General features: G+C 47.7%; 20 protein-coding genes. All 20 read left to right on the top strand.

Translation table 11 applies throughout. The features are described from left to right. Positions 1 to 114 precede the first annotated feature (114 nt). The 20 genes from FHS17_RS24040 (at position 115) to fhuB (ending at position 19,899) form a co-directional block, all read left to right on the top strand. A complete protein-coding gene (locus FHS17_RS24040) occupies positions 115 to 1,767 on the top strand; it encodes a peptide ABC transporter substrate-binding protein (RefSeq protein WP_167281006.1) in 1,653 nt (550 codons plus the stop codon). Positions 1,768 to 2,033: 266 nt separating this feature from the next. Next, on the top strand, positions 2,034 to 2,966 hold the full coding sequence (locus FHS17_RS24035) for an ABC transporter permease (protein ID WP_167281005.1): 933 nt from the start codon (positions 2,034 to 2,036) through the stop codon (positions 2,964 to 2,966). Between the two features lie 3 nt (positions 2,967 to 2,969). Beyond that, entirely contained in the window at positions 2,970 to 3,893 is a 924-nt protein-coding gene (locus FHS17_RS24030; protein ID WP_167281004.1) for an ABC transporter permease, read from the top strand. Between the two features lie 11 nt (positions 3,894 to 3,904). Continuing rightward, positions 3,905 to 4,912 carry an ABC transporter ATP-binding protein gene (locus tag FHS17_RS24025; protein WP_167281003.1) on the top strand — a complete coding sequence of 336 codons (1,008 nt, stop codon included), beginning with the start codon at positions 3,905 to 3,907 and terminating at the stop codon, positions 4,910 to 4,912. Then, a complete protein-coding gene (locus FHS17_RS24020) occupies positions 4,909 to 5,871 on the top strand; it encodes an ABC transporter ATP-binding protein (RefSeq protein ID WP_208420530.1) in 963 nt (320 codons plus the stop codon). The genes FHS17_RS24025 and FHS17_RS24020 overlap by 4 nt, the downstream gene beginning before the upstream one ends. A 172-nt stretch (positions 5,872 to 6,043) precedes the next feature. Continuing rightward, entirely contained in the window at positions 6,044 to 6,673 is a 630-nt protein-coding gene (upp, locus tag FHS17_RS24015; RefSeq protein WP_167281002.1) for a uracil phosphoribosyltransferase, read from the top strand. 91 nt (positions 6,674 to 6,764) lie between these two features. After that, positions 6,765 to 7,913, top strand: a complete 1,149-nt coding sequence (gene wecB / locus FHS17_RS24010; protein ID WP_167281001.1) for a non-hydrolyzing UDP-N-acetylglucosamine 2-epimerase — start codon at positions 6,765 to 6,767, stop codon at positions 7,911 to 7,913. 188 nt (positions 7,914 to 8,101) lie between these two features. Beyond that, positions 8,102 to 8,377 (top strand): AtpZ/AtpI family protein, encoded by a 276-nt coding sequence (locus FHS17_RS24005; RefSeq protein WP_167281000.1) that lies wholly within the window; start codon positions 8,102 to 8,104, stop codon positions 8,375 to 8,377. Next, a complete protein-coding gene (locus FHS17_RS24000; RefSeq protein ID WP_167280999.1) occupies positions 8,377 to 8,784 on the top strand; it encodes an ATP synthase subunit I in 408 nt (135 codons plus the stop codon). Before FHS17_RS24005 ends, FHS17_RS24000 begins: the two co-directional genes overlap by 1 nt. A 3-nt stretch (positions 8,785 to 8,787) precedes the next feature. Then, entirely contained in the window at positions 8,788 to 9,552 is a 765-nt protein-coding gene (gene atpB / locus FHS17_RS23995; protein ID WP_167280998.1) for a F0F1 ATP synthase subunit A, read from the top strand. Positions 9,553 to 9,627: 75 nt separating this feature from the next. Continuing rightward, complete coding sequence (gene atpE / locus FHS17_RS23990) at positions 9,628 to 9,852, top strand: F0F1 ATP synthase subunit C (protein WP_015847364.1); 225 nt, start codon at positions 9,628 to 9,630, stop codon at positions 9,850 to 9,852. A 135-nt stretch (positions 9,853 to 9,987) separates the two neighbouring features. After that, positions 9,988 to 10,470, top strand: coding sequence for a F0F1 ATP synthase subunit B (gene atpF / locus FHS17_RS23985; protein ID WP_167280997.1), 483 nt, complete (start codon positions 9,988 to 9,990; stop codon positions 10,468 to 10,470). After that, positions 10,467 to 11,006 carry a F0F1 ATP synthase subunit delta gene (locus FHS17_RS23980; RefSeq protein WP_167280996.1) on the top strand — a complete coding sequence of 180 codons (540 nt, stop codon included), beginning with the start codon at positions 10,467 to 10,469 and terminating at the stop codon, positions 11,004 to 11,006. The genes atpF and FHS17_RS23980 overlap by 4 nt, the downstream gene beginning before the upstream one ends. A 24-nt stretch (positions 11,007 to 11,030) precedes the next feature. Further along, a complete protein-coding gene (atpA, locus tag FHS17_RS23975) occupies positions 11,031 to 12,545 on the top strand; it encodes a F0F1 ATP synthase subunit alpha (protein ID WP_167280995.1) in 1,515 nt (504 codons plus the stop codon). Positions 12,546 to 12,950: 405 nt separating this feature from the next. Beyond that, positions 12,951 to 13,811 (top strand): ATP synthase F1 subunit gamma, encoded by an 861-nt coding sequence (atpG, locus tag FHS17_RS23970; protein ID WP_167280994.1) that lies wholly within the window; start codon positions 12,951 to 12,953, stop codon positions 13,809 to 13,811. 39 nt (positions 13,812 to 13,850) lie between these two features. After that, positions 13,851 to 15,254 carry a F0F1 ATP synthase subunit beta gene (gene atpD / locus FHS17_RS23965; protein ID WP_167280993.1) on the top strand — a complete coding sequence of 468 codons (1,404 nt, stop codon included), beginning with the start codon at positions 13,851 to 13,853 and terminating at the stop codon, positions 15,252 to 15,254. A 24-nt stretch (positions 15,255 to 15,278) separates the two neighbouring features. Beyond that, positions 15,279 to 15,677 carry a F0F1 ATP synthase subunit epsilon gene (locus FHS17_RS23960; protein ID WP_167280992.1) on the top strand — a complete coding sequence of 133 codons (399 nt, stop codon included), beginning with the start codon at positions 15,279 to 15,281 and terminating at the stop codon, positions 15,675 to 15,677. A gap of 155 nt (positions 15,678 to 15,832) precedes the next feature. After that, positions 15,833 to 16,621, top strand: a complete 789-nt coding sequence (locus tag FHS17_RS23955) for a tyrosine-protein phosphatase (protein WP_167280991.1) — start codon at positions 15,833 to 15,835, stop codon at positions 16,619 to 16,621. Positions 16,622 to 16,804: 183 nt separating this feature from the next. After that, the gene (locus tag FHS17_RS23950; RefSeq protein ID WP_167280990.1) at positions 16,805 to 17,848 is read left to right on the top strand and encodes an ABC transporter substrate-binding protein; all 1,044 of its coding nucleotides are present in this window, start codon (positions 16,805 to 16,807) and stop codon (positions 17,846 to 17,848) included. Then, positions 17,848 to 19,899, top strand: a complete 2,052-nt coding sequence (fhuB, locus tag FHS17_RS23945) for a Fe(3+)-hydroxamate ABC transporter permease FhuB (protein WP_167280989.1) — start codon at positions 17,848 to 17,850, stop codon at positions 19,897 to 19,899. Before FHS17_RS23950 ends, fhuB begins: the two co-directional genes overlap by 1 nt. Positions 19,900 to 20,101: the final 202 nt, after the last annotated feature.

The following is a 20,101-nucleotide window of genomic DNA, read 5'->3' as shown; positions in this document are numbered from 1 at the left end:
AACGTTCACTGATAATTATTCAGTAAAACGCATGATTTTTCAAATTGTTTAATTATGTAATGTCAAATTATTACAGTATAAAAAGACAGGGTTTACATCAGGGGAGGAAAATTTATGTTGAAGAAGAAGCATGGCTTTACATTGATCTCCGTGTTGCTGGCACTGGCTCTCGTAGCAGTCGGCTGTACACCTAAGGAAGAGTCCGGAAGCAGCGAAGCACCTGTATTCCGCATGAACCTTGCAACTGAACCGCCATCTCTTGACCCGGCACAAGTTCAAGACCAAGTATCTGCAACTGTTGTAAACGGTTTGTACGAAGGCCTTACTCGTAAAGACGATAAGGGTGACGTTGTTCCTGGCATGGCTAAGGAATGGAAAATTTCCGATGACGGCAAAACGTATACCTTCACCATTCGCGACGATGCGAAATGGAGCAACGGTGACGCTGTAACAGCAGGCGACTTCGAGTACGCGTGGAAGCGCGCCCTTGATCCAAACCTGAAACCAGCAGCATCTGCATATGCATACCAGCTGTACTACATCAAAAACGCGGAAGCTTACAACACTGGCGCTGACGGTGTAACAGCTGACGACGTAGCAGTAAAAGCAATTGACGAGCAAACGCTGCAAGTTGAGCTGAACTCGCCAACTCCTTACTTCCTCGGCCTGATGTCCTTCACAGTCTTCTTCCCGGTTCACCAATCGGCGAAAGATAACGAAGCATGGGCAACTGATGTTTCGACTATGATCACTAACGGTTCGTTCAAAATGAGCGAGTGGAAAAAGAACAACTCCATTACACTCGTGAAAGACGACAACTACTATGCAAAAGACGATGTGAAGCTTACGAAAGTTGTCTTCTCTGAAGTTAACGATTCGAACACTGAGCTGAGCATGTACCAAACTGGCGAGCTTGATTTCGCTGGTATGCCTACGGGTCTGATCCCGAACGAACAATTCCCAACGCTGAAGAAAAACAACGCGGATGAGTTCAAAGTTCAAGGCAGCGCAAGCATCTACTACTACCTGTTCAATACAACGCTTAAACCATACAGCAATGTAAAAGTACGTGAAGCGCTTTCGATGGCGATCAACCGTCAAGATATCGTTGACAACGTAACAAAAGGCGGTCAAACGCCAGCATACGGTATCGTTCCTCCTGGTATTAAAGGCGAGAAAGACGATTTCCGTTCGGAACACCCGGATTCTGCTTACTTCAAAGAAGACCTCGCAGAAGCGAAAAAATTGCTTGCTGAAGGTCTGGCTGAAGAAGGCCTGACTGCAATGCCTACTGTTAAGCTGACTTACAACACGAATGAACTGCACCAAGCGGTTGCAGAAGCAATTGCTGAAATGTGGAGCAAAAACCTCGGTATCAAAACCGAAGTTAGCAAACAAGAATGGGGCGTATTCCTCGACAATCGTAACCACCTGAACTATGATGTGGCACGCGGCGGTTGGGGCGCTGACTACAATGACCCTATGACGTTCATCGATCTGTTCTCGTCGAAGAGCGGTAACAACAATACAGGCTTTGCAAAACCTGAGTATGACGCTCTGATCAAAGAAGCATACAGCACAGACGATCAAGCTAAACGTATGGCTGCTATGTCCAAAGCGGAAGAAATGGTTGTTGGTAAAGACCGTGCGATTATGCCGATCTACTACTACAGCACTGTTTACATGATTAAGCCTGGATTCAAAGGCATCTTTATCGATTACAAAGGCGACATTGATTACAATCGCGGAGATTACGAAGCGAAATAATTAACTGCTCGTTACGGAATGCGGGATATATGCGGCCATTGAGACTGCATATATCCCCTTTCACTTTTTACTTTCGTAAGTTAAAGGATTTAAATTTTTGAAAGCTTTTGCTTACGTAGTAATGAATCATCGCGATAGCTCTAATAGCTGTTTGGGTGATAATTTTTTTTAGGAGCTTATGCTTACGTAGTAATGAATCATCACAATAGCATAGCTCTAAACATAGCTATTTTGGTGATCATTCATTTTAGGAGGTGCCATAGCGTTTGGTTCGTTACGTTCTTCAGAAACTGTTGTTCATGCTCGTTTCGATCTTCGTGCTGGCTTCGGCCACTTTTTTTCTGATGAAGGCCATTCCGGGCAACCCGTTTCAAAGTGAGAAAAACATTCCTGCTGCCATCCAAGAGCGCTTGAATGAGGAATATGGACTTAATGATCCGCTGGGCGTTCAATATTTGCATTACATGAACAACCTGATTCACTTTGACCTTGGAACGTCCATGAAGCAACAGTATGTTACCGTTATTGACATTATTAAGACCGGCTTTATTTACTCGCTTCAAATCGGTATATTCGCCATTATCGTGGCGGTTGCAGCAGGTGTGCTGTTCGGTTTGATTGCTGCGCTTAACCACCGCAAGTTTCTTGATGGCTTTACGATTTTGATTGCCGTAATTGGCGTATCGATTCCGAACTTCGTTGTGGCTACAGGCTTACAGTGGATATTTGGCGTCAAATTGCGTGTGCTAGACGTAGCAGGCTTGAATGACCCGACCGACTTTATTATGCCGGTCCTGGCATTGTCGTTCCTTCCGGCTGCATTTATCGCGCGTCTTGTACGTTCAAGCATGCTAGAGGTACTTAGTGCCGATTACATGAAGACAGCCCGGGCTAAAGGCTTGTCCGGCCGTGTTATCCTGGTTCGCCATGCCCTTCGTAATGCGATCCTGCCGGTAGTTACTTATATCGGCCCGATGACGGCGAACATCATTACAGGCTCTGTCGTAATCGAGCAGATTTTCGGTATCGGCGGCTTGGGTAAATTTTTCGTCAACAGTATTACGAACCGCGACTACACGCTCATTATGGGCCTGACGCTGTTCTATGCTGTAATCCTTATGCTGGCGCGTTTCCTTACGGATATCGCTTACGGCTTTGTAGATCCACGTATTAAACTAAGTCGCGGGAAGGGGGGCTAATAGATGAAGGAACAAACACTTACACCTAGTGATTTCGAGAAGCTGAGCCAAGACGAGAAGCAAGGCGAGATCGTTGTCCGAGAGAGTATTTCTGCTTGGAAGGACGCTTGGCTGCGCCTGAAAACAAACCGTATGGCGATGATCAGCCTTTGGATATTAGCCTTTATCATCCTCGTGACGATCTTTGGCCAATTGATTGCGACACATGATTATAGGACGCAGGATCTTCAATCAACTAACATGGCTCCTTCCTCGGACCATTGGTTCGGAACGGATAGTCTTGGACGTGATATGTTCTCAAGAACTTGGATGGGTTCAGGTATTTCCCTTCAAGTTGGTATTTACGCCGCTCTTGTTGACCTTGTTGTTGGTGTTATTATGGGCGGGATTATGGGTTATTTCGGCGGTAAAGTCGATGAAGTTCTGAACCGTTTCTGTGAAATTTTATACTCGATTCCAAGCTTGCTCGTCGTTATCCTGCTTATCGTTGTTATGGAACCGAGCATGTTTACCATTATCGTAGCTTTAAGTATTACCGGCTGGATTAATATGGCGTGGATCGTCCGCGGTCAAATTATGCAGCTGAAAAATCAAGAGTATGTCCTGGCGGCACGTTCCCTTGGTGCAGGTCCGTCACGGATTTTACTTAAGCATCTTATCCCTAATGCGATGGGTCCGATTATCGTTACGATTACGATGACGGTGCCAAACGCAATTTTCGCGGAAGCATTCTTGAGCTTCCTTGGCCTTGGCGTTCAATCGCCGGCCGCGTCTCTTGGTACTTTGATTAATGACGCCATTAAGGCGATGACTGTATATCCATGGCGGATGCTGTTCCCGGCAACGCTGATCAGCTTGACCATGCTTTGCTTTAATATTTTCGGTGACGGCCTGCGTGACGCACTTGATCCGAAGATGAAAAAGTAGGAGGTGCAACAATGGAACGTTTGCTCGAAGTGAATGATCTTCGTGTTAATTTCAAGGTTCGCGGCGGTACTGTACAAGCGGTACGCGGTGTTAACTTTCATATAAATAAAGGCGAAGCAGTAGCAATCGTTGGTGAGTCCGGCTGTGGTAAATCCGTAACTGCTCAAACGCTGATGCGCCTTATCCCAAGCCCGCCTGCGATGACAAGCGGTTCGATTATGTTCAAAGGGCAAGAAATTTTGTCCAAGACGGCCAAAGAGATGGAGAACATCCGCGGTAAAGAGATGGGTATGATCTTCCAGGATCCGATGACCTCGCTTAACCCAACGCTTACAATTGGCCGTCAGATTACAGAAGGTCTTATTAAGCATCAGAACATGAGCGCTTCGGCTGCTCGTGCCCGTGCAATTGAAATGCTAAGTCTCGTTGGTATTCCAAACCCTGCAGCACGCTTTAATCAATACCCGCATGAGTTCTCCGGTGGTATGCGTCAGCGTGGCATGATTGCCATTGCGCTTGCATGTAATCCTTCGCTTCTTATTGCGGACGAGCCAACAACAGCGCTTGATGTTACGATTCAGGCGCAAATCCTGCGCGTGATGAAAGATCTGCAGGAGCGTATGGGTACATCAATTATCCTGATTACGCATGACCTTGGCGTTGTAGCGGATATTTGCGACCGCGTTATTGTTATGTATGCAGGTAAAGTTGTTGAGAGCGGCACGAAATGGGAAATCTTCAAAAATCCGAAGCATCCTTATACCAAAGGTCTGCTTCGTTCTGTGCCTCGTCTTGATCAAAGAAAAGATGAGCCGCTTATTCCGATCTTTGGTACACCGCCGGATCTGATCAAGCCGCCGGCTGGCTGCAGCTTCTGCGCGCGTTGCGATGAAGCGATGCGTGTCTGCATTGACAATGATCCGGAGCTTCTGCCAGTAGACGGTAATGAGTCACATACTTCGGCCTGCTGGATGGCACATCCGTACGCGAAGCCTGCGAAACAGGAGGTATCCGTATGAGTGAGCCGTTAGTAAAGGTTAATAATCTGCGCAAGTTCTTTAACTTGGGCGGAGGCAATATTCTGAAGGCGGTCAACGAGATCGACTTCTCCATCGCAAAAGGCGAGACGGTTGGTGTCGTTGGCGAATCCGGCTGTGGTAAGTCGACAGCAGGACGTACGATCTTGCGTTTGTACGAGCCTACCAGCGGCAGTGTCACGTTTAACGGTGAAGATATCTACAAACTGAAAGGCGCTAAGCTCAAGCAGATGCGCCGCGATATGCAGATGATTTTCCAAGACCCGTACGCATCACTAAACCCACGGATGACGATTACTGATGTAATCGGTGAGGCGCTTGATATTCATGGTTTGGCAGCAAGCCGTGCTGAGCGTAAACGGAGAGTTGAGGATCTTCTTGATCTGGTAGGTCTAAATCCTGACCACGCTACCCGTTACCCGCATGAGTTCTCAGGCGGCCAGCGTCAGCGTATTGGTATTGCCCGTGCACTTGCAGTCGATCCGAAGTTTATTATCGCGGACGAGCCAATCTCGGCGCTTGACGTATCGATCCAAGCACAGGTCGTTAACCTGATGCAGGATTTGCAACGCAAAATGGGCCTGACTTACTTGTTCATTGCCCATGACTTGTCGATGGTTAAGCATATCAGTGACCGTGTTGCAGTTATGTACTTGGGTAAAATCGTTGAGCTCGCGGAGAGCAGCGAGTTGTATGGCAGCCCAGCGCACCCGTATACACGCGCTCTGCTTTCGGCTAATCCGATTCCAGATCCAGAAATTGAAGCAACCCGGGAGCGAATTGTGCTGACCGGCGATTTGCCGAGCCCGATTAACCCGCCTTCAGGCTGTCAATTCCATACCCGCTGCCCGATGGCAACGGATAAATGTAAGACAGTAGAACCTAAGCTGGTAGAGGTGAAAAAGGGGCATTATGCTTCCTGTCACTACGCATCGGTATAATTTTACAGGACGAAGCAGAAGTTACTTCTGTTTCGTCCTTTTTTTTGTAGTTAATCTGTCTTTATATAGCCATAAAACACTGGATGCATCAGAGGGGGCAGAGTGATATAATTAACGGGATTGTGTCCAAGACTATAGGGATAACATTTTCACACAGGAGGAATTACGCTCCATGAGCAAAGTGGTTATATGCGACCATCCATTGATTCAGCATAAGCTGACATTTATTAGAAACAAAGATACCAATACGAAGGATTTTCGTGAACTGGTTGACGAAGTAGCCACCTTGATGGCTTATGAAATTACAAGAGATATCCCCCTTGATACCATTACGGTTGAGACGCCAGTCGCAACGACGGAAGCAAAAGTCGTCTCCGGTCGGATGCTTGGACTTATTCCGATCCTGCGTGCGGGCCTTGGTATGGTAGAAGGGATGCTGAAGCTGATTCCGGCTGCAAAGGTTGGACATATCGGCCTTGTCCGTGACCACGAAACACTTCAGCCTTTGGAATATTACATTAATCTGCCGACAGACGCAGCTAACCGCCAACTGATTGTTATCGATCCGATGCTTGCTACAGGCGGCTCAGCTATTGCAGCCATCAACTCGCTGAAGAAACGCGGCTGTGATCAGATAAGGCTGATGTGCCTTATTGCAGCGCCGGAAGGCGTGAAGGCGGTACAGGATGCTCATCCTGACATTGATATTTATCTGGCCGCTTTGGATGATGCCTTGAATGAAAAAGGCTACATCGTGCCAGGTCTCGGCGATGCCGGAGACCGGTTGTTCGGCACGAATTAATATAAGCAAACAGATTTCGAAGTATGAATTGTCACAAATTGCTCTCTAATCGAGCGATTTAGGCAACTATTCATTTTAGGAGTGAGTTGTTTTGTCCAAACTGAAAGTAATGACGATTTTTGGTACCCGTCCGGAAGCTGTAAAGATGGCTCCGCTCGTGCTGGAATTAAACAAGCATTCTGATCAGATCGAATCGATCGTATGTGTAACGGCACAGCACCGCCAAATGCTGGACCAAGTGCTTGATTTCTTTGAGATCCAGCCCAACTATGATCTGAATGTCATGAAAGACCGCCAGACACTGACTGAGACGACCGTCCGTGTTCTGGAAGGTCTTGATCCTGTGCTTACAGAAGCAAAGCCGGATATCGTGCTTGTGCATGGCGACACGCAGACGACATTTCTCGCCAGCTATGCTTCCTTCCTGAAGCAGATTCAAGTTGGTCATGTCGAAGCTGGTCTCCGCACATGGAATAAGCTCTCGCCATATCCGGAAGAGATGAACCGCCAGCTCGCAGGCGTTCTGTCGGATGTTCATTTTGCACCTACGGAATGGTCGGCAGGCAATCTGCGCAAAGAGAACAAGTCGGAAGCTTCGATCTATGTGACTGGCAATACGGCAACTGACGTATTCCAATACACGGTAGATCCATCGTTCTCCCATCCCGTTATTGAATGGGCGAAGGGCAAACGTATGATTCTGATGACAGCACATCGCCGTGAAGCGCTTGGCGAGCCGCATCGTAATATTTTCCGCGCCGTGAAACGGATTGCTGACGAGCATGAAGATGTAGCGATCGTGTATGCGGTTCACCCGAACCCGGCTGTTAGAGAACCGGCTAACGAAATTCTAGGCAATCATCCGCGCATTCAATTAATTGAGCCGCTTGATGTATTTGAATTCCATAATTTCTATCCTCATGCGTATATGATTTTGACGGATTCTGGCGGTTTACAGGAAGAAGCACCATCCTTTGGCGTGCCAACACTTGTGCTTCGTGATACAACAGAACGTCCAGAAGGTATCGAGGCGGGCACACTTGAGCTGGTAGGTACGGATGAAGAGCAAGTATACAGTCGTGCACGTGCGCTTCTTAATGATGTTGCCTTGTACGAAAAAATGAGCAAATCTGCCAATCCTTACGGTGACGGACAAGCTTCCGTCCGCATTGTACAAGCGATTTTGCATCATTTTGGCAGAACTAGCGAGCGGCCTGAGACGTTCACACAACGTTCATAGTTTCACAAGCGGACAGCTGCTAGATAAGCAATGTACAGCATACAGTGGTACTGTACGGTTTAGCGTTCGGAAAATCCTTTATTTATAAGGATTTTCGGGCCGCTGTTCACTAAATGTTTGAATTTAAATGAATTGACAAAAGTTTAACAGCTTCGATAAAATAAATGAGAGTTTTGGAGTGATTCCGCATGGATCCATCCAAAGAACAACCGTCTAAAGAGAATCAGAATAAGTCGGATCATGGCAGTTTCGGAGACGACCCTTGGAGAGCGATGGGATTGGTCGGCACTATTGGGGCCGATCTAGCCGCATGTCTGGGGCTTGGCTACTGGCTCGGTCATAAAGCCGATCTTGCAAACGGTACCGAATACTATTCCATTATCGGTTTAGTCACGGGACTTGCAGTAGGCATCATTACGGTCATATTCCTGATTCGGACGTTTGCGGGAGGCAAAGCGAAATAATGGACGATTTGTCGGCCCACTTGAAAGCCGTTACAAGAGTTACTTTCTTATTCATGTCCCTATGCTGTATCGCTTGGGCTTTACTGCCCGACTATGAAAGCTGGTGGGGCGGGCTTATGATCGGAGGAGCGGCCAGTCTGGTGAATGCAAGACTTCTTGGCTGGAAGGTTACGAAGATCGGGGCGAATGCTGCTGTGCAAGGTACGAAAAGGATGAATATCGGCTTTTTCACCCGAGCATGCATCGCGTTATTGGCAGTTGTGATTGCGACACAAACATACACGTTTCAGCTTTCAGCGACTGTTGCCGGATTATTTGTCGCACAATTGGCAACACTCATACTGGGATTTTTGTCCAGACGAAAGTTGATGGCGTCAAATCCTACCGATGAAAGGGGTGAAAAATAACTAATGGATCATATTTCTCCTATCGTTCATGTAGCTGGAATCGAGTTTGATTTGGCCGTAATCGCTATGATTTTGATCACTAGCATCTTAGTCTTTGTTCTTGCGAAGCTGGCAGTGAGAAACATCTCGGTTACGAATCCGACGAAGCTTCAGAATTTCTTGGAGTGGGTTATCGAATTCGTTCAGAACATTATCGGTACGTCTATGGACCTCAAGAAAGGCCGTCCATATCTTATCCTCGGTCTTACCCTGATTATGTATATTTTTGTGGGTGATATGCTGGGCTTACCGCTTGGAATTGTCACTGAAGTGCATCACGGTGCAACATTCCTTGGAATGGATCTTTTCCTGGACGGAGAAGAAGAAGCACATATTGCATGGTGGAAATCACCAACAGCGGATGTTGCAGTAACAGGCGCTTTGACAATTATCGTAGTCCTCTTGACGCATATCGAAGGTCTTCGACTTAACACGAAGCATTACCTGAAACACTATGTTGAACCGCATTGGCTCTTCCTGCCACTCGCATTGATCAAAGAAGTATCGAAACCGTTGTCGCTTGCTTTGCGTCTTTACGGTAACATCTTCGCAGGCGAGGTCATGATTGCCGTAATCCTCGGGATGGGTGTTTGGGGTATTCCAGCGCTTGTCGTGTGGCAAGGTTTCAGCGTATTCGTAGGTGCAATACAAGCATTCGTATTCTGTATGCTGACGATGGTATACATGTCACAAGCAATTGTGCATGAAGAGCATGGCGAACAGCATTAATGGCTTCAAACCGGCGGAATACCGGCGGTCAATATAAAAAAACTATTTTCACGAAAATTGAGGAGGATTTTTCTAATGGGAGCATTGGCATTAGTTGCAGCAGCAATTGTATTTGGTTTGGGCGCACTGGGCGCAGGTATTGGTAACGGTCTGATCGTAGGTCGTACAGTTGAGGGTATTTCCCGTCAACCAGAACTTCGTGGTACTCTTCAAACAACTATGTTTATCGGTGTCGCTCTGGTCGAAGCACTTCCAGTTATCACACTGGTACTTGCGTTCATCTTCTTGGGCAAATCCTAATAACAAGTTTAGACACATGGCGGGGAGTGGCTTTGCCTTCTCGCCTTCCTTTTTGTTCGGCCCTCTGAGCCGTTCATGTAATGAACCGACTTTTCGAACGAATTTGTTTTAAGCTATAGAAGGGAGTGACGTTTTTTGCATATCGTATGGTCGAGTCTTATCATTCAGTTGATCGCGTTCCTGATCCTTCTGTACTTGCTGAAACGCTACGCGTTTGGTCCTTTGCTGGGCATCATGGAACAGCGCAGGCAGTATGTCGCTGAGCAAATTGCTAATGCGGAAACTAGCAAGAAAGAAGCTGAGCAGCAACTGGAGCAACAGAAACAAGCACTTCAGGAAGCTCGTAAAGAAGCTTATGACATTATTGAGCAAGCTAGAGCTACAAGCTCGAAACAAGCCGATGACATTATTCAAGTTGCGAAATCCGAATCCACTCGTCTGAAAGACGAAGCGGTTAAAGATATCGAGAGCGAGAAAAACAAAGCGGTTGCTGCACTTCGCGAAGAAGTTGGCGGCATTTCTGTCAAAATCGCGTCGAAAATTATCGAAAAGCAAGTGGACGAGAAATCCCAAGAGCAATTGGTTAACCAATACCTTAAAGAGGTTGGAAGCAAATGAGCCGGGATACTGTCGTAGCGAAGCGCTACGCTAAAGCACTGTTCGAACTCGCTCAAGAGCAGGGCATCGTAACGGAAACGGAAGATCAGCTGAAGCTGATCGTTCAAGGTCTGAAGAATGAACCCGAAGCACGTAAGTTCCTTGAACTTCCAAGCATCGAACCGAGCAAAAAAATCGCTGTGCTGAAAAGCGCATTTGGCGATCATGTATCGGCGCTTGTCCTTCATACGCTTGAACTTATTCTTGTACGCGGTCGCCAAGAGCTGATCTCTGATGTGTACACTGCGTATACAAAAATCGCCGGCGAATCGCTCGGTCAAGCACATGCCGTTGTGTATACAGCTCATAACTTGTCGGATGCAGAACTGGCTGAGGTAGAAGTAAGCTTTGGCAAGCTCAGCGGCAAGAAAATTGTTGCGGAACAAATCGTTAAACCAGATTTGCTTGGCGGCGTACAAGTACGCATCGGCGATCGTCTGTATGACGGCAGCCTGTCCGGCAAGCTGGAACGTTTACAAAAATCGTTTAAAATCTAATGCATGTAGATAGGGGTGAACGAATTGAGTATCAGACCTGATGAAATCAGCACGCTGATTAAACAACAGATCGAACAATATAAATCCGAAATTCAAGTCGTTGACGTCGGCACCGTAATCAATGTCGGTGACGGTATTGCCCGCGTACACGGCTTGGAAAATGCGATGCAGGGCGAACTGCTCGAATTCTCCAACGGCGTTGTAGGCATGGCGCTCAACTTGGAAGAAAGCAACGTTGGTGTCGTTATCTTGGGTCCTTACACGGACATTCGCGAAGGCGACCAAGTAAAACGTACGGGCCGCATCATGGAAGTGCCAGTAGGCGAAGAGCTTCTGGGCCGCGTTGTAAACCCGCTGGGTCAGCCGCTTGACGGCAAAGGCCCAATCAATACAACTCAATTCCGTGCGATTGAATCCCCGGCTCCGGGCGTTATCGATCGTAAATCGGTTCATGAGCCAATGCAAACAGGTATTAAAGCGATCGACGCGATGGTACCAGTTGGCCGTGGTCAACGTGAGCTGATCATCGGTGACCGTCAAACAGGTAAAACAGCGATTGCAATCGATGCAATCATCAACCAAAAAGGCAACGGCGTAAAATGTATCTATGTTGCTGTAGGTCAAAAACAATCCACTGTTGCTGGCGTTGTGGAAACACTTCGTAAACACGGTGCACTTGATTACACAATCATCGTAACAGCTGGCGCATCCGAACCAGCTCCATTGCTCTTCCTGGCTCCTTATGCTGGCTGTTCGATGGGTGAGTACTTCATGTACAAAGGCGAGCACGTTCTCGTTATCTATGATGACTTGTCGAAACAAGCGGCTGCATACCGCGAATTGTCCCTGTTGCTCCGCCGCCCACCGGGTCGGGAAGCATACCCAGGTGACGTATTCTACCTGCACTCCCGTTTGCTCGAGCGCGCTGCTAAACTTAGCGACGCACTTGGCGGCGGCTCGCTGACGGCTCTGCCGTTCATCGAGACTCAAGCGTCTGACGTATCGGCTTACATTCCTACGAACGTAATCTCGATCACAGACGGTCAGATCTTCCTTGAAGCGGACCTGTTCTACTCCGGCCAACGTCCGGCAGTAAACGTAGGTATCTCGGTATCTCGTGTAGGTGGTTCTGCTCAAATTAAAGCAATGAAGAAGGTAGCCGGTACACTCCGTCTGGACCTTGCAGCTTACCGTGAGCTTCAAGCGTTCTCTCAGTTCGGCTCCGATCTTGATAAAGGGACACTCGCTCGTCTGAACCGTGGTGCTCGTACGATGGAAATTCTGAAGCAAGGCGTTAACCAGCCGATGCCGGTTGAGTTGCAAGTTATCTCGATCTACTCCGCTGTTAAAGGCCACCTGGACGAAATTCCAGTTGCTGATATTCAACGCTTCGAGAAAGAATTCCTTGCGTTCCTGGCTTCCAGCCACCCAGAAATCGGCGAATCCATTCGTACAACAAAAGACCTCGTTGCTGACAACGAAAAAGCTCTTGTTGACGCGATCAATAAATTCAAGAAAAGCTTTTCTGTAACGGCTTAATCGAAATATAAGAAAATATAGATTTTCTCTATACTGTGCTTATATTTTAACGCGAAACGTATGCTGCTCCTCCTAAGGACGGTGCAGCCGTTTACGCTAGGCCCTCGAATAAATGTCCTGCGCCCGTACGTAAAGGACGGGCGCAGGCGCTTACTCCTACCAACACCAGGCTTTGTATGTCCTTTTTTGTGAAGTGTATCGAACGCGTGGCGTTTGTGAAAGGAACTGTATGAACCGCAGAGTTTACGTGTCGCTTTTGAATCTGTATCCTCACCGCTAGGTGATGTTCTAAGGATACAGATTCAATGGCGGCCAAGGTGAAATACAGATTCCTGGAACAAAGAGCCCTGCGAACGGTCCATTCGACAACTGAACAGCAAAGCAACAAAGGCGGGTGACAATGCAATGGCAAAAGGCATGCGCGACATTAAGCGCGAGATCAAAAGTAAACAAAACATGAAGCAAATCACGAAAGCGATGGAGATGGTTGCGGCTTCCAAGCTCAGAAGAGCACAAGAAGCATCAACGAAAGCCCGTCCTTATTCGGATAAGCTGAAGGAAGTAGTAGCAAGTATCGCAGCAGGCTCGAAAGGCGTGAAACACCCGATGCTGGAAACGCGTCCGGTGCAAAAAACGGGTTACCTCGTTATCACATCCGATCGTGGTCTGGCAGGCGGCTACAATGCGAACGTCCTTCGTAAAGTAACACAAACGATTCGCGAGAAGCACAAATCGAGTGATGAGTACGTATTGTTCGTGATTGGGCGTAAAGGCCGGGATTACTTCCGCCGCCGTAATATGCCGATCATCGATGAGGTAATTGGTCTGTCCGATTCCCCGACATTCGCTGACATCAAATCGGTCGCTTATAACGCAGTCAAAATGTTCTCTGAGGGCAAATACGATGAGCTGTACATCTGCTACAACCAATTCGTAAATGCAATTACTCAGATCCCTACAGAAACACGTTTGCTTCCACTGCAGGAAGTAAACGGCAACGGTCCGGTAACTTCGTACGAGTACGAGCCGTCCCCGGAAGGTGTTCTAGAGGTGCTGCTGCCTAAATATGCGGAGACGCTTATTTACAGCGCGGTGCTTGACGGGAAAGCCAGTGAGCAGGGCGCTCGCATGACAGCCATGGGCAGTGCGACGAAGAATGCTAACAAAATGATCAGTCAATTGACGCTGACCTATAACCGGGCACGTCAAGCGGCGATTACGCAAGAGATCTCGGAGATCGTTGCAGGTGCGAACGCACAGGCATAAGGCATATAGAAGTAAAAGAAAGTACCAGGAGGGAAAACCATGAAAAAAGGACGCGTAGTATCCGTCATGGGTCCAGTCGTTGACTTGGAGTTCGAACGCGGTAACTTGCCGGAAATCTTGAACGCCGTTAAAATCGTTCAAGATGCCCCAGCAGGCGGCATCAATATTAATTTGACGCTTGAAGTAGCAGTTCATCTGGGTGATAACCTGGTTCGTGCTGTTGCGATGAGCACAACTGACGGTCTGGTCCGCGGCATGGAAGCTGTAGACACAGGCGCGCCAATCACAATTCCAGTTGGTGCACCAACACTCGGCCGTGTATTTAACGTACTGGGCGAGCCTATCGACCAAGCAGGCGACGCAACTTCGGAAACTAACCTTCCGATTCACCGTCAAGCTCCTGCATTCGATGAGTTGTCGACACAATCGGAAATTCTCGAAACAGGTATCAAAGTTATCGACTTGCTCGCTCCTTACGCTAAAGGCGGTAAAATCGGTCTGTTCGGCGGCGCGGGCGTAGGTAAAACGGTAACAATTCAAGAGCTGATCAACAACATCGCACAAGAGCATGGCGGTATCTCCGTATTTGCTGGCGTAGGCGAGCGTACTCGTGAAGGTAATGACCTTTACCACGAGATGAAAGATTCCGGCGTACTGAGCAAAACAGCGATGGTATTCGGACAAATGAACGAGCCTCCAGGCGCACGTCAACGTGTAGCTTTGACAGGTTTGACAATGGCTGAATACTTCCGTGATGCAGAAGGCAAAGACGTACTTCTGTTCGTCGATAACATCTTCCGCTTTACACAAGCAGGTTCCGAGGTTTCGGCTCTTCTTGGTCGTATGCCATCCGCGGTAGGTTACCAGCCAACACTGGCAACTGAAATGGGTCAATTGCAAGAGCGTATCACGTCAACGAAAAAAGGCTCGGTTACTTCGATCCAAGCGATCTACGTACCTGCCGATGACTACACTGACCCGGCTCCTGCAACGACGTTTGCTCACTTGGACGCTACAACTAACCTTGAGCGTAAAATCTCCGAGATGGGTATCTTCCCAGCGGTAGATCCACTTGCTTCGTCGTCCCGTCTTCTTAACCCAGAAATTCTGGGCGAAGAGCATTATAACGTAGCTCAAGGCGTTAAGAAAATTCTTCAACGCTACAAAGAGCTTCAAGATATCATCGCAATCCTTGGTATGGACGAGTTGACTGAGGAAGACAAGCTGACTGTATCGCGTGCGCGCCGCATTCAATTGTTCCTGTCCCAACCGTTCCACGTTGCTGAACCGTTCACAGGTATCAAAGGTAAATACGTACCTGTTAAAGAATCTGTTCGCAGCTTTAAAGAAATTCTCGAGGGCAAACATGACGACCTTCCGGAAGAAGCTTTCCGATATGTAGGTGTGATTGAAGAGGCCGTGGAGAAAGCCAAAACGCTGTAATAGCGAAAGGCGGGAGGATTCCACATGAGTACTTTTCTAGTTGAAATCGTAACTCCGGAGCGCAAAGTTTATGCAGAAACGGCTAATATGGTCAGTGTTAAAGGTATCGCGGGTGAGCTCGGTATTTTGCCGAACCATATCCCACTCGTAACACCGCTGCGTATTGCACCGATCAGCATTAAGCGTGATGGTAAAGTAGACGTTCTGGCTGTAGGCGGAGGTTTCATTGAAGTCCGTAAGGACAAAGTGGTTATCCTTGCTGAAAGCGCGGAGCTGGCTTCAGAAATTGATGTCGATCGTGCACAAGCTGCGAAACAGCGTGCTGAAGAGCGCCTGGCAGCTAAACGCGATGAAGTTGATTTCAAACGTGCAGAGCTTGCTCTGCAACGTGCATCGAACCGGATCAACGTCACAGAGCGTTAATAACAAGCGCCGTTCAGATCTCACCAGAGATATGGACGGCGTTTTTTTAATTAATGAAATATACATAAAACCGACTTGTGTCTCATTGACTTCAATAGGACTATCTCTCACAATAGGGATAAATAACTGGTCGATTGGAAGGAGACACGAGGGACATGATCGATGTCCATACACACATATTACCTGGAATCGACGATGGAGCAGCTGATTGGGAGCATTCCATTAAGCTAGCTCGAGCTGCGGCTGCGGAAGGCATAACAGGCATAATCGCGACACCACATCATTATGATGGCAAATACAGTAATGATGCGGAGACGGTCAAGGCATTAACCGATGAACTGAATGGGAAGCTGATTGAGCTGGATATCCCTGTTCGTATACAGCCTGGTCAAGAAATTCGGGCACATAATGATTTGATATTCAACTGGCAAGCCGGCAAGTTGCTGCCGATGGGGGAATCGTCTTATGTGTTAATCGAGATGCCATCCTCACAAATACCAAAGACAATGGAACAATTCGTACATGAGCTGCGTCTGCTGGGCGTTCGCGTAGTCATCGCACATCCGGAGCGTAATGCGGAAGTTGTTCAGAACCCGGACCGTCTCGCTGAGTTAGTCGAGCTTGGGGCATATGCACAGGTGACGACCCATTCCTTACTAGGTGGCTTCGGGAGAGGGATTGAGAAATCAGCATGGACGTTATGCCGGCGCGGGTTAATACATATTGTCTCATCGGATGCGCATAATTTGGAATGGCGCGGTTTTCGTATGAAAGACGCATATGAACGAGTGGAACAAGAGCTTGGTCCGGCATGGAGACGTTACTTTGAGCGTAATGCCCAGGCATTATGGAATGGCAGGAGCATTACGGATCAGCCTACCATACCCCAGCCAACAGCTAAGGCGGCAGGGTGGAGCAAGATTAAATCATTGTTCGGAAAATAGACAAAATTGAAGTTAATTTATATCAAAAAATAGTCTTTTACACATGAAAGAGCGATCAATCATGCTGTAAAGGGCTATTTTTTATGGGCAAAGTTATCAAAATGGTATTGACATAATTATGGTTAATTCGTATCATTAAGAACAGTTATTGAGAATGATAATCATTATGTGGGGGTTTAGAGAATGAAACAAATGAAATGGGTTGGCTTGGTTCTTGCAGCAATGATGGTATTCCTCGCTGCATGTGGAGGCGCAAGCAACTCGAACAATAATGCTTCGGGTAACAATAAGCTGGGTACGGAAACAAGCACTAATACGAATTCAAATGCAAATACGGGAACGGCTACTGATGAAACTGCAGAACGTACAATTAAACATGCACTTGGTGAAACAAAAATTACAGGAACACCTAAGAAAGTGGTTGTTCTTGAATGGACATATGCAGAAGACCTGATCGCACTTGGCGTGCAGCCAACAGGTGTTGCTGATGTAAAAGGCTACGGGGAATGGTACGGAGCTATCGATCCAAAGCTGGATGCTGCGGTCGTAGACGTTGGTACACGCCAAGAGCCTAGCATTGAGACGATTACTAGTCTTGATCCGGATTTGATCATTGGTGTTAGCTTCCGTCATGAAGCGATCTATGATCAACTTTCCGCTATTGCACCAACTTTGATTTTCAACCCTTACCCTGAAGAGGGTGGACTTGATCAGTACAGCGAAATGGAGCAAACCTTCTCCGCTATTGCTGATGCTGTTGGTAAAAAAGCAGAAGGCGAGAAAGTACTGGCTGATCTGCATACTTTCTATGATGACTCGAAAGCGAAGCTTGCAAGTGCAGGTAAAGAAGGCCAAGAGGTTCTCTTCACACAAGCTTGGACGAATGAAGGCGTTGGCATGTTCCGCTTGTTCACTGACAACTCGATGGCGATGGCTATCTTGGATAAAGTAGGACTGAAGAATGCTCATAAGGACAGCACATTCCAACAATATGGCTACTCGGAGACCGATATTGAAGGACTGACCAAAACACCAGATGCGAGCGTACTTTATACAACTAGCGCAACGGACACCATCTTCAGCGAGCTGCTTCCTAACAACGAAGTCTACAAGAACCTGAATTTTGCTAAAGAAAACCGTGTGTATGACATGAAAGGCATCTGGCCGTTTGGCGGACCGTTGTCTGCAAAACTGCTCGTCGAACGCACGATTGAAGCTCTTGGCTAATGAAATCAAACCTTCAAATAACGAAACAAACAAGTAAGGGCAACTGGAGCCCGCTGCTGTTATCAGCGGCGGGTCTTCTGCTGCTCATTGCTTTGGCCTCTTACCACTTGACCCTTGGGGAAGCGGCTATGCCGGTAAAGACGGTATGGCGCGCGATCTTTGAAGCCAACCCCGTGCTTGAGCATCAAATTTTATGGACGGTAAGACTCCCGCGTACCGTAATTGGTATCTTAACAGGTGGAGCACTCGCTGTAGCCGGAGCACTATTTCAAAATGTTACCCGTAATCCGCTGGCTTCTGCAAGCACGCTTGGTATTAATGCGGGAGCTTTCCTGGCGCTGACAGCGGGGACGATATTGTTCCCCGGCTTAGCAATGGGGTATCCATTGATCCTTACTTTTGCTGGAGCTATTATTGCTGCCGGCGCAGCGTTTGTTATGGCGGGGGGAGCAAAGGCTTCACCTGTTAGGCTGGCTTTGTCCGGGATGATTGTTACGATGACAGCAGCCGCCTTTACCGGTGTACTTCAGTTATTCAATGAACAAAAAACACAAGGCTTGTTCATATGGGGCTCAGGCTCACTTGTGCAAAATGATTGGAATGGCGTTCAGCATGCGTGGCCATGGATTATTGGCTGTTTTCTTATTGCGTTACTCATGGCAGGCAAGTGGGATCTCATGGAGCTTGATGAGGATACCGTCACTTCCCTTGGTCAAAAAGTTGGCCGCATACGCCTTATCGGCCTAGCAATTGGCGTTCTGCTGGCGGCGGCAGCGGTCAGTGTCGTGGGGCCGATTGGCTTCGTAGGCTTGATTGCTCCACATCTGATGCGGATGCTGGGGGCCAAACGATATGTGGTACTGCTGCCTCTATCATTTCTATGGGGAGCGATCATCGTTATTGGCTCGGATGCCATCGCGATGCATTTCAAATATTCACTAGGTCCGCTGCCTGCCGGTGCTGTAACGGCATTGATTGGTGGACCGTGGCTTGCTTATCTTGTTTTGCGTACTGTAAAAGCGCGTAAGGAAGGGGCTCCTCAAACGGGCAGCTCTCCAGGAAGGTCGCCATCTAAGCTGTCGTATGGATGGTGGGCAGTTATTTTCTCAGTACTGCTCGTTGCCAGCCTTATTGTCAGTCTTGCTTTCGGAAGTCTTCGCATTCCGGTGTCGGATGTGATTAACGCTTTGTTTGGCCATGGGGCAGATAGTACACAGCGGATCGTAGAAATGAGAATACCTCGTACACTCGTAGCTGCTCTAGCAGGGGCTACACTTGCGGTCAGCGGACTACTTCTGCAGGGAGTTGTTCGTAACCCGCTTGCTGATCCATCGATTATCGGAGTGACAGGCGGGGCAAGTGTTGGTGCAATGTTGATGCTTGCGGTGTTTACACAAATTTCGGTACAGTGGCTGCCAGTAGGTGCGTTTATTGGTGCGGTTGGCGCGGCAGTTATTGTGTTTTTCTTGGGAAGGAAAAGCTCCTTCAACCCTTCTGTTGTAGCTTTAATTGGTCTAGCCGTCTCATCTATGGCCAGTGCCGTTGTACAGGTGCTCGTTATCCGTATGAAACTAACGCTGGCATCCGCACTTATATGGCTGTCGGGTACGACTTATGCACGCAACTGGGATGATTTCTGGCAGCTCGTATTCTGGCCAATCGTTCTTCTACCGATCGCCTGGTATCTTGCCCGGAAAGTAGATGTGCTTCAATTCTCAGATGCTACCGTAACGAATCTGGGGCTTCGGGTTGACCGGACCCGTCTCGTTATTGGTGGAGTAGGTGTTGCGATGGCTGCAGCTGCAGTTGCAACGGTTGGTTCAATTGGTTTTATCGGTCTAATTGCTCCGCATATGACTCGTATGCTGGTTGGCCCGAAGTATCGCAAGCTGGTACCTCTGACGGCATTGCTTGGAGCACTGCTTCTTGTCTTAGCCGATACGGTTGGCCGATCGCTGCTTGCACCTAAAGAACTGCCATCGGGACTTGTTGCAGCCGTTATGGGTGCTCCTTATTTCATGTGGTTGATGTATCGTTCTGGTAAAAAATAGAAACATATGGTAGGAAGGCTGTCTCAAGGTTCGGTTTATGAGCCTAAAGACAGCTTTTTTTCGTGGGAATTAGTGCTTTTGTAACAGAATTCTTTAAAAAGTTATACAAAATGACGAAAAATACCTGACATATCTATCAAATTTTCTCAAATCTTATGTTAGTATATATGACATAACTACTAGATGACCAGGATATGGGGGA

It is taken from the genome of Paenibacillus lupini (genome assembly GCF_011761355.1).
Lineage (GTDB): Bacteria > Bacillota > Bacilli > Paenibacillales > Paenibacillaceae > Pristimantibacillus > Pristimantibacillus lupini.
The sequence above is the reverse complement of the archived record's forward strand: the minus strand, read 5'-3'. Positions and strand labels throughout refer to the sequence as shown.

Excerpts from the sequence above, each read along its gene's own strand:
- FHS17_RS23960 (WP_167280992.1), top strand. The coding sequence starts at position 15,279 with ATGAGTACTTTTCTAGTTGAAATCGTAACTCCGGAGCGCAAAGTTTAT.
- FHS17_RS24025 (WP_167281003.1), top strand. The coding sequence starts at position 3,905 with ATGGAACGTTTGCTCGAAGTGAATGATCTTCGTGTTAATTTCAAGGTT.
- FHS17_RS24020 (WP_208420530.1), top strand. The coding sequence starts at position 4,909 with ATGAGTGAGCCGTTAGTAAAGGTTAATAATCTGCGCAAGTTCTTTAAC.
- FHS17_RS23950 (WP_167280990.1), top strand. The coding sequence starts at position 16,805 with ATGAAACAAATGAAATGGGTTGGCTTGGTTCTTGCAGCAATGATGGTA.
- FHS17_RS23980 (WP_167280996.1), top strand. The coding sequence starts at position 10,467 with ATGAGCCGGGATACTGTCGTAGCGAAGCGCTACGCTAAAGCACTGTTC.
- atpE (WP_015847364.1), top strand. The coding sequence starts at position 9,628 with ATGGGAGCATTGGCATTAGTTGCAGCAGCAATTGTATTTGGTTTGGGC.
- upp (WP_167281002.1), top strand. The coding sequence starts at position 6,044 with ATGAGCAAAGTGGTTATATGCGACCATCCATTGATTCAGCATAAGCTG.
- FHS17_RS24040 (WP_167281006.1), top strand. The coding sequence starts at position 115 with ATGTTGAAGAAGAAGCATGGCTTTACATTGATCTCCGTGTTGCTGGCA.
- atpB (WP_167280998.1), top strand. The coding sequence starts at position 8,788 with ATGGATCATATTTCTCCTATCGTTCATGTAGCTGGAATCGAGTTTGAT.
- atpD (WP_167280993.1), top strand. The coding sequence starts at position 13,851 with ATGAAAAAAGGACGCGTAGTATCCGTCATGGGTCCAGTCGTTGACTTG.
- FHS17_RS24000 (WP_167280999.1), top strand. The coding sequence starts at position 8,377 with ATGGACGATTTGTCGGCCCACTTGAAAGCCGTTACAAGAGTTACTTTC.
- atpG (WP_167280994.1), top strand. The coding sequence starts at position 12,951 with ATGGCAAAAGGCATGCGCGACATTAAGCGCGAGATCAAAAGTAAACAA.
- fhuB (WP_167280989.1), top strand. The coding sequence starts at position 17,848 with ATGAAATCAAACCTTCAAATAACGAAACAAACAAGTAAGGGCAACTGG.
- FHS17_RS24030 (WP_167281004.1), top strand. The coding sequence starts at position 2,970 with ATGAAGGAACAAACACTTACACCTAGTGATTTCGAGAAGCTGAGCCAA.
- FHS17_RS24005 (WP_167281000.1), top strand. The coding sequence starts at position 8,102 with ATGGATCCATCCAAAGAACAACCGTCTAAAGAGAATCAGAATAAGTCG.
- FHS17_RS23955 (WP_167280991.1), top strand. The coding sequence starts at position 15,833 with ATGATCGATGTCCATACACACATATTACCTGGAATCGACGATGGAGCA.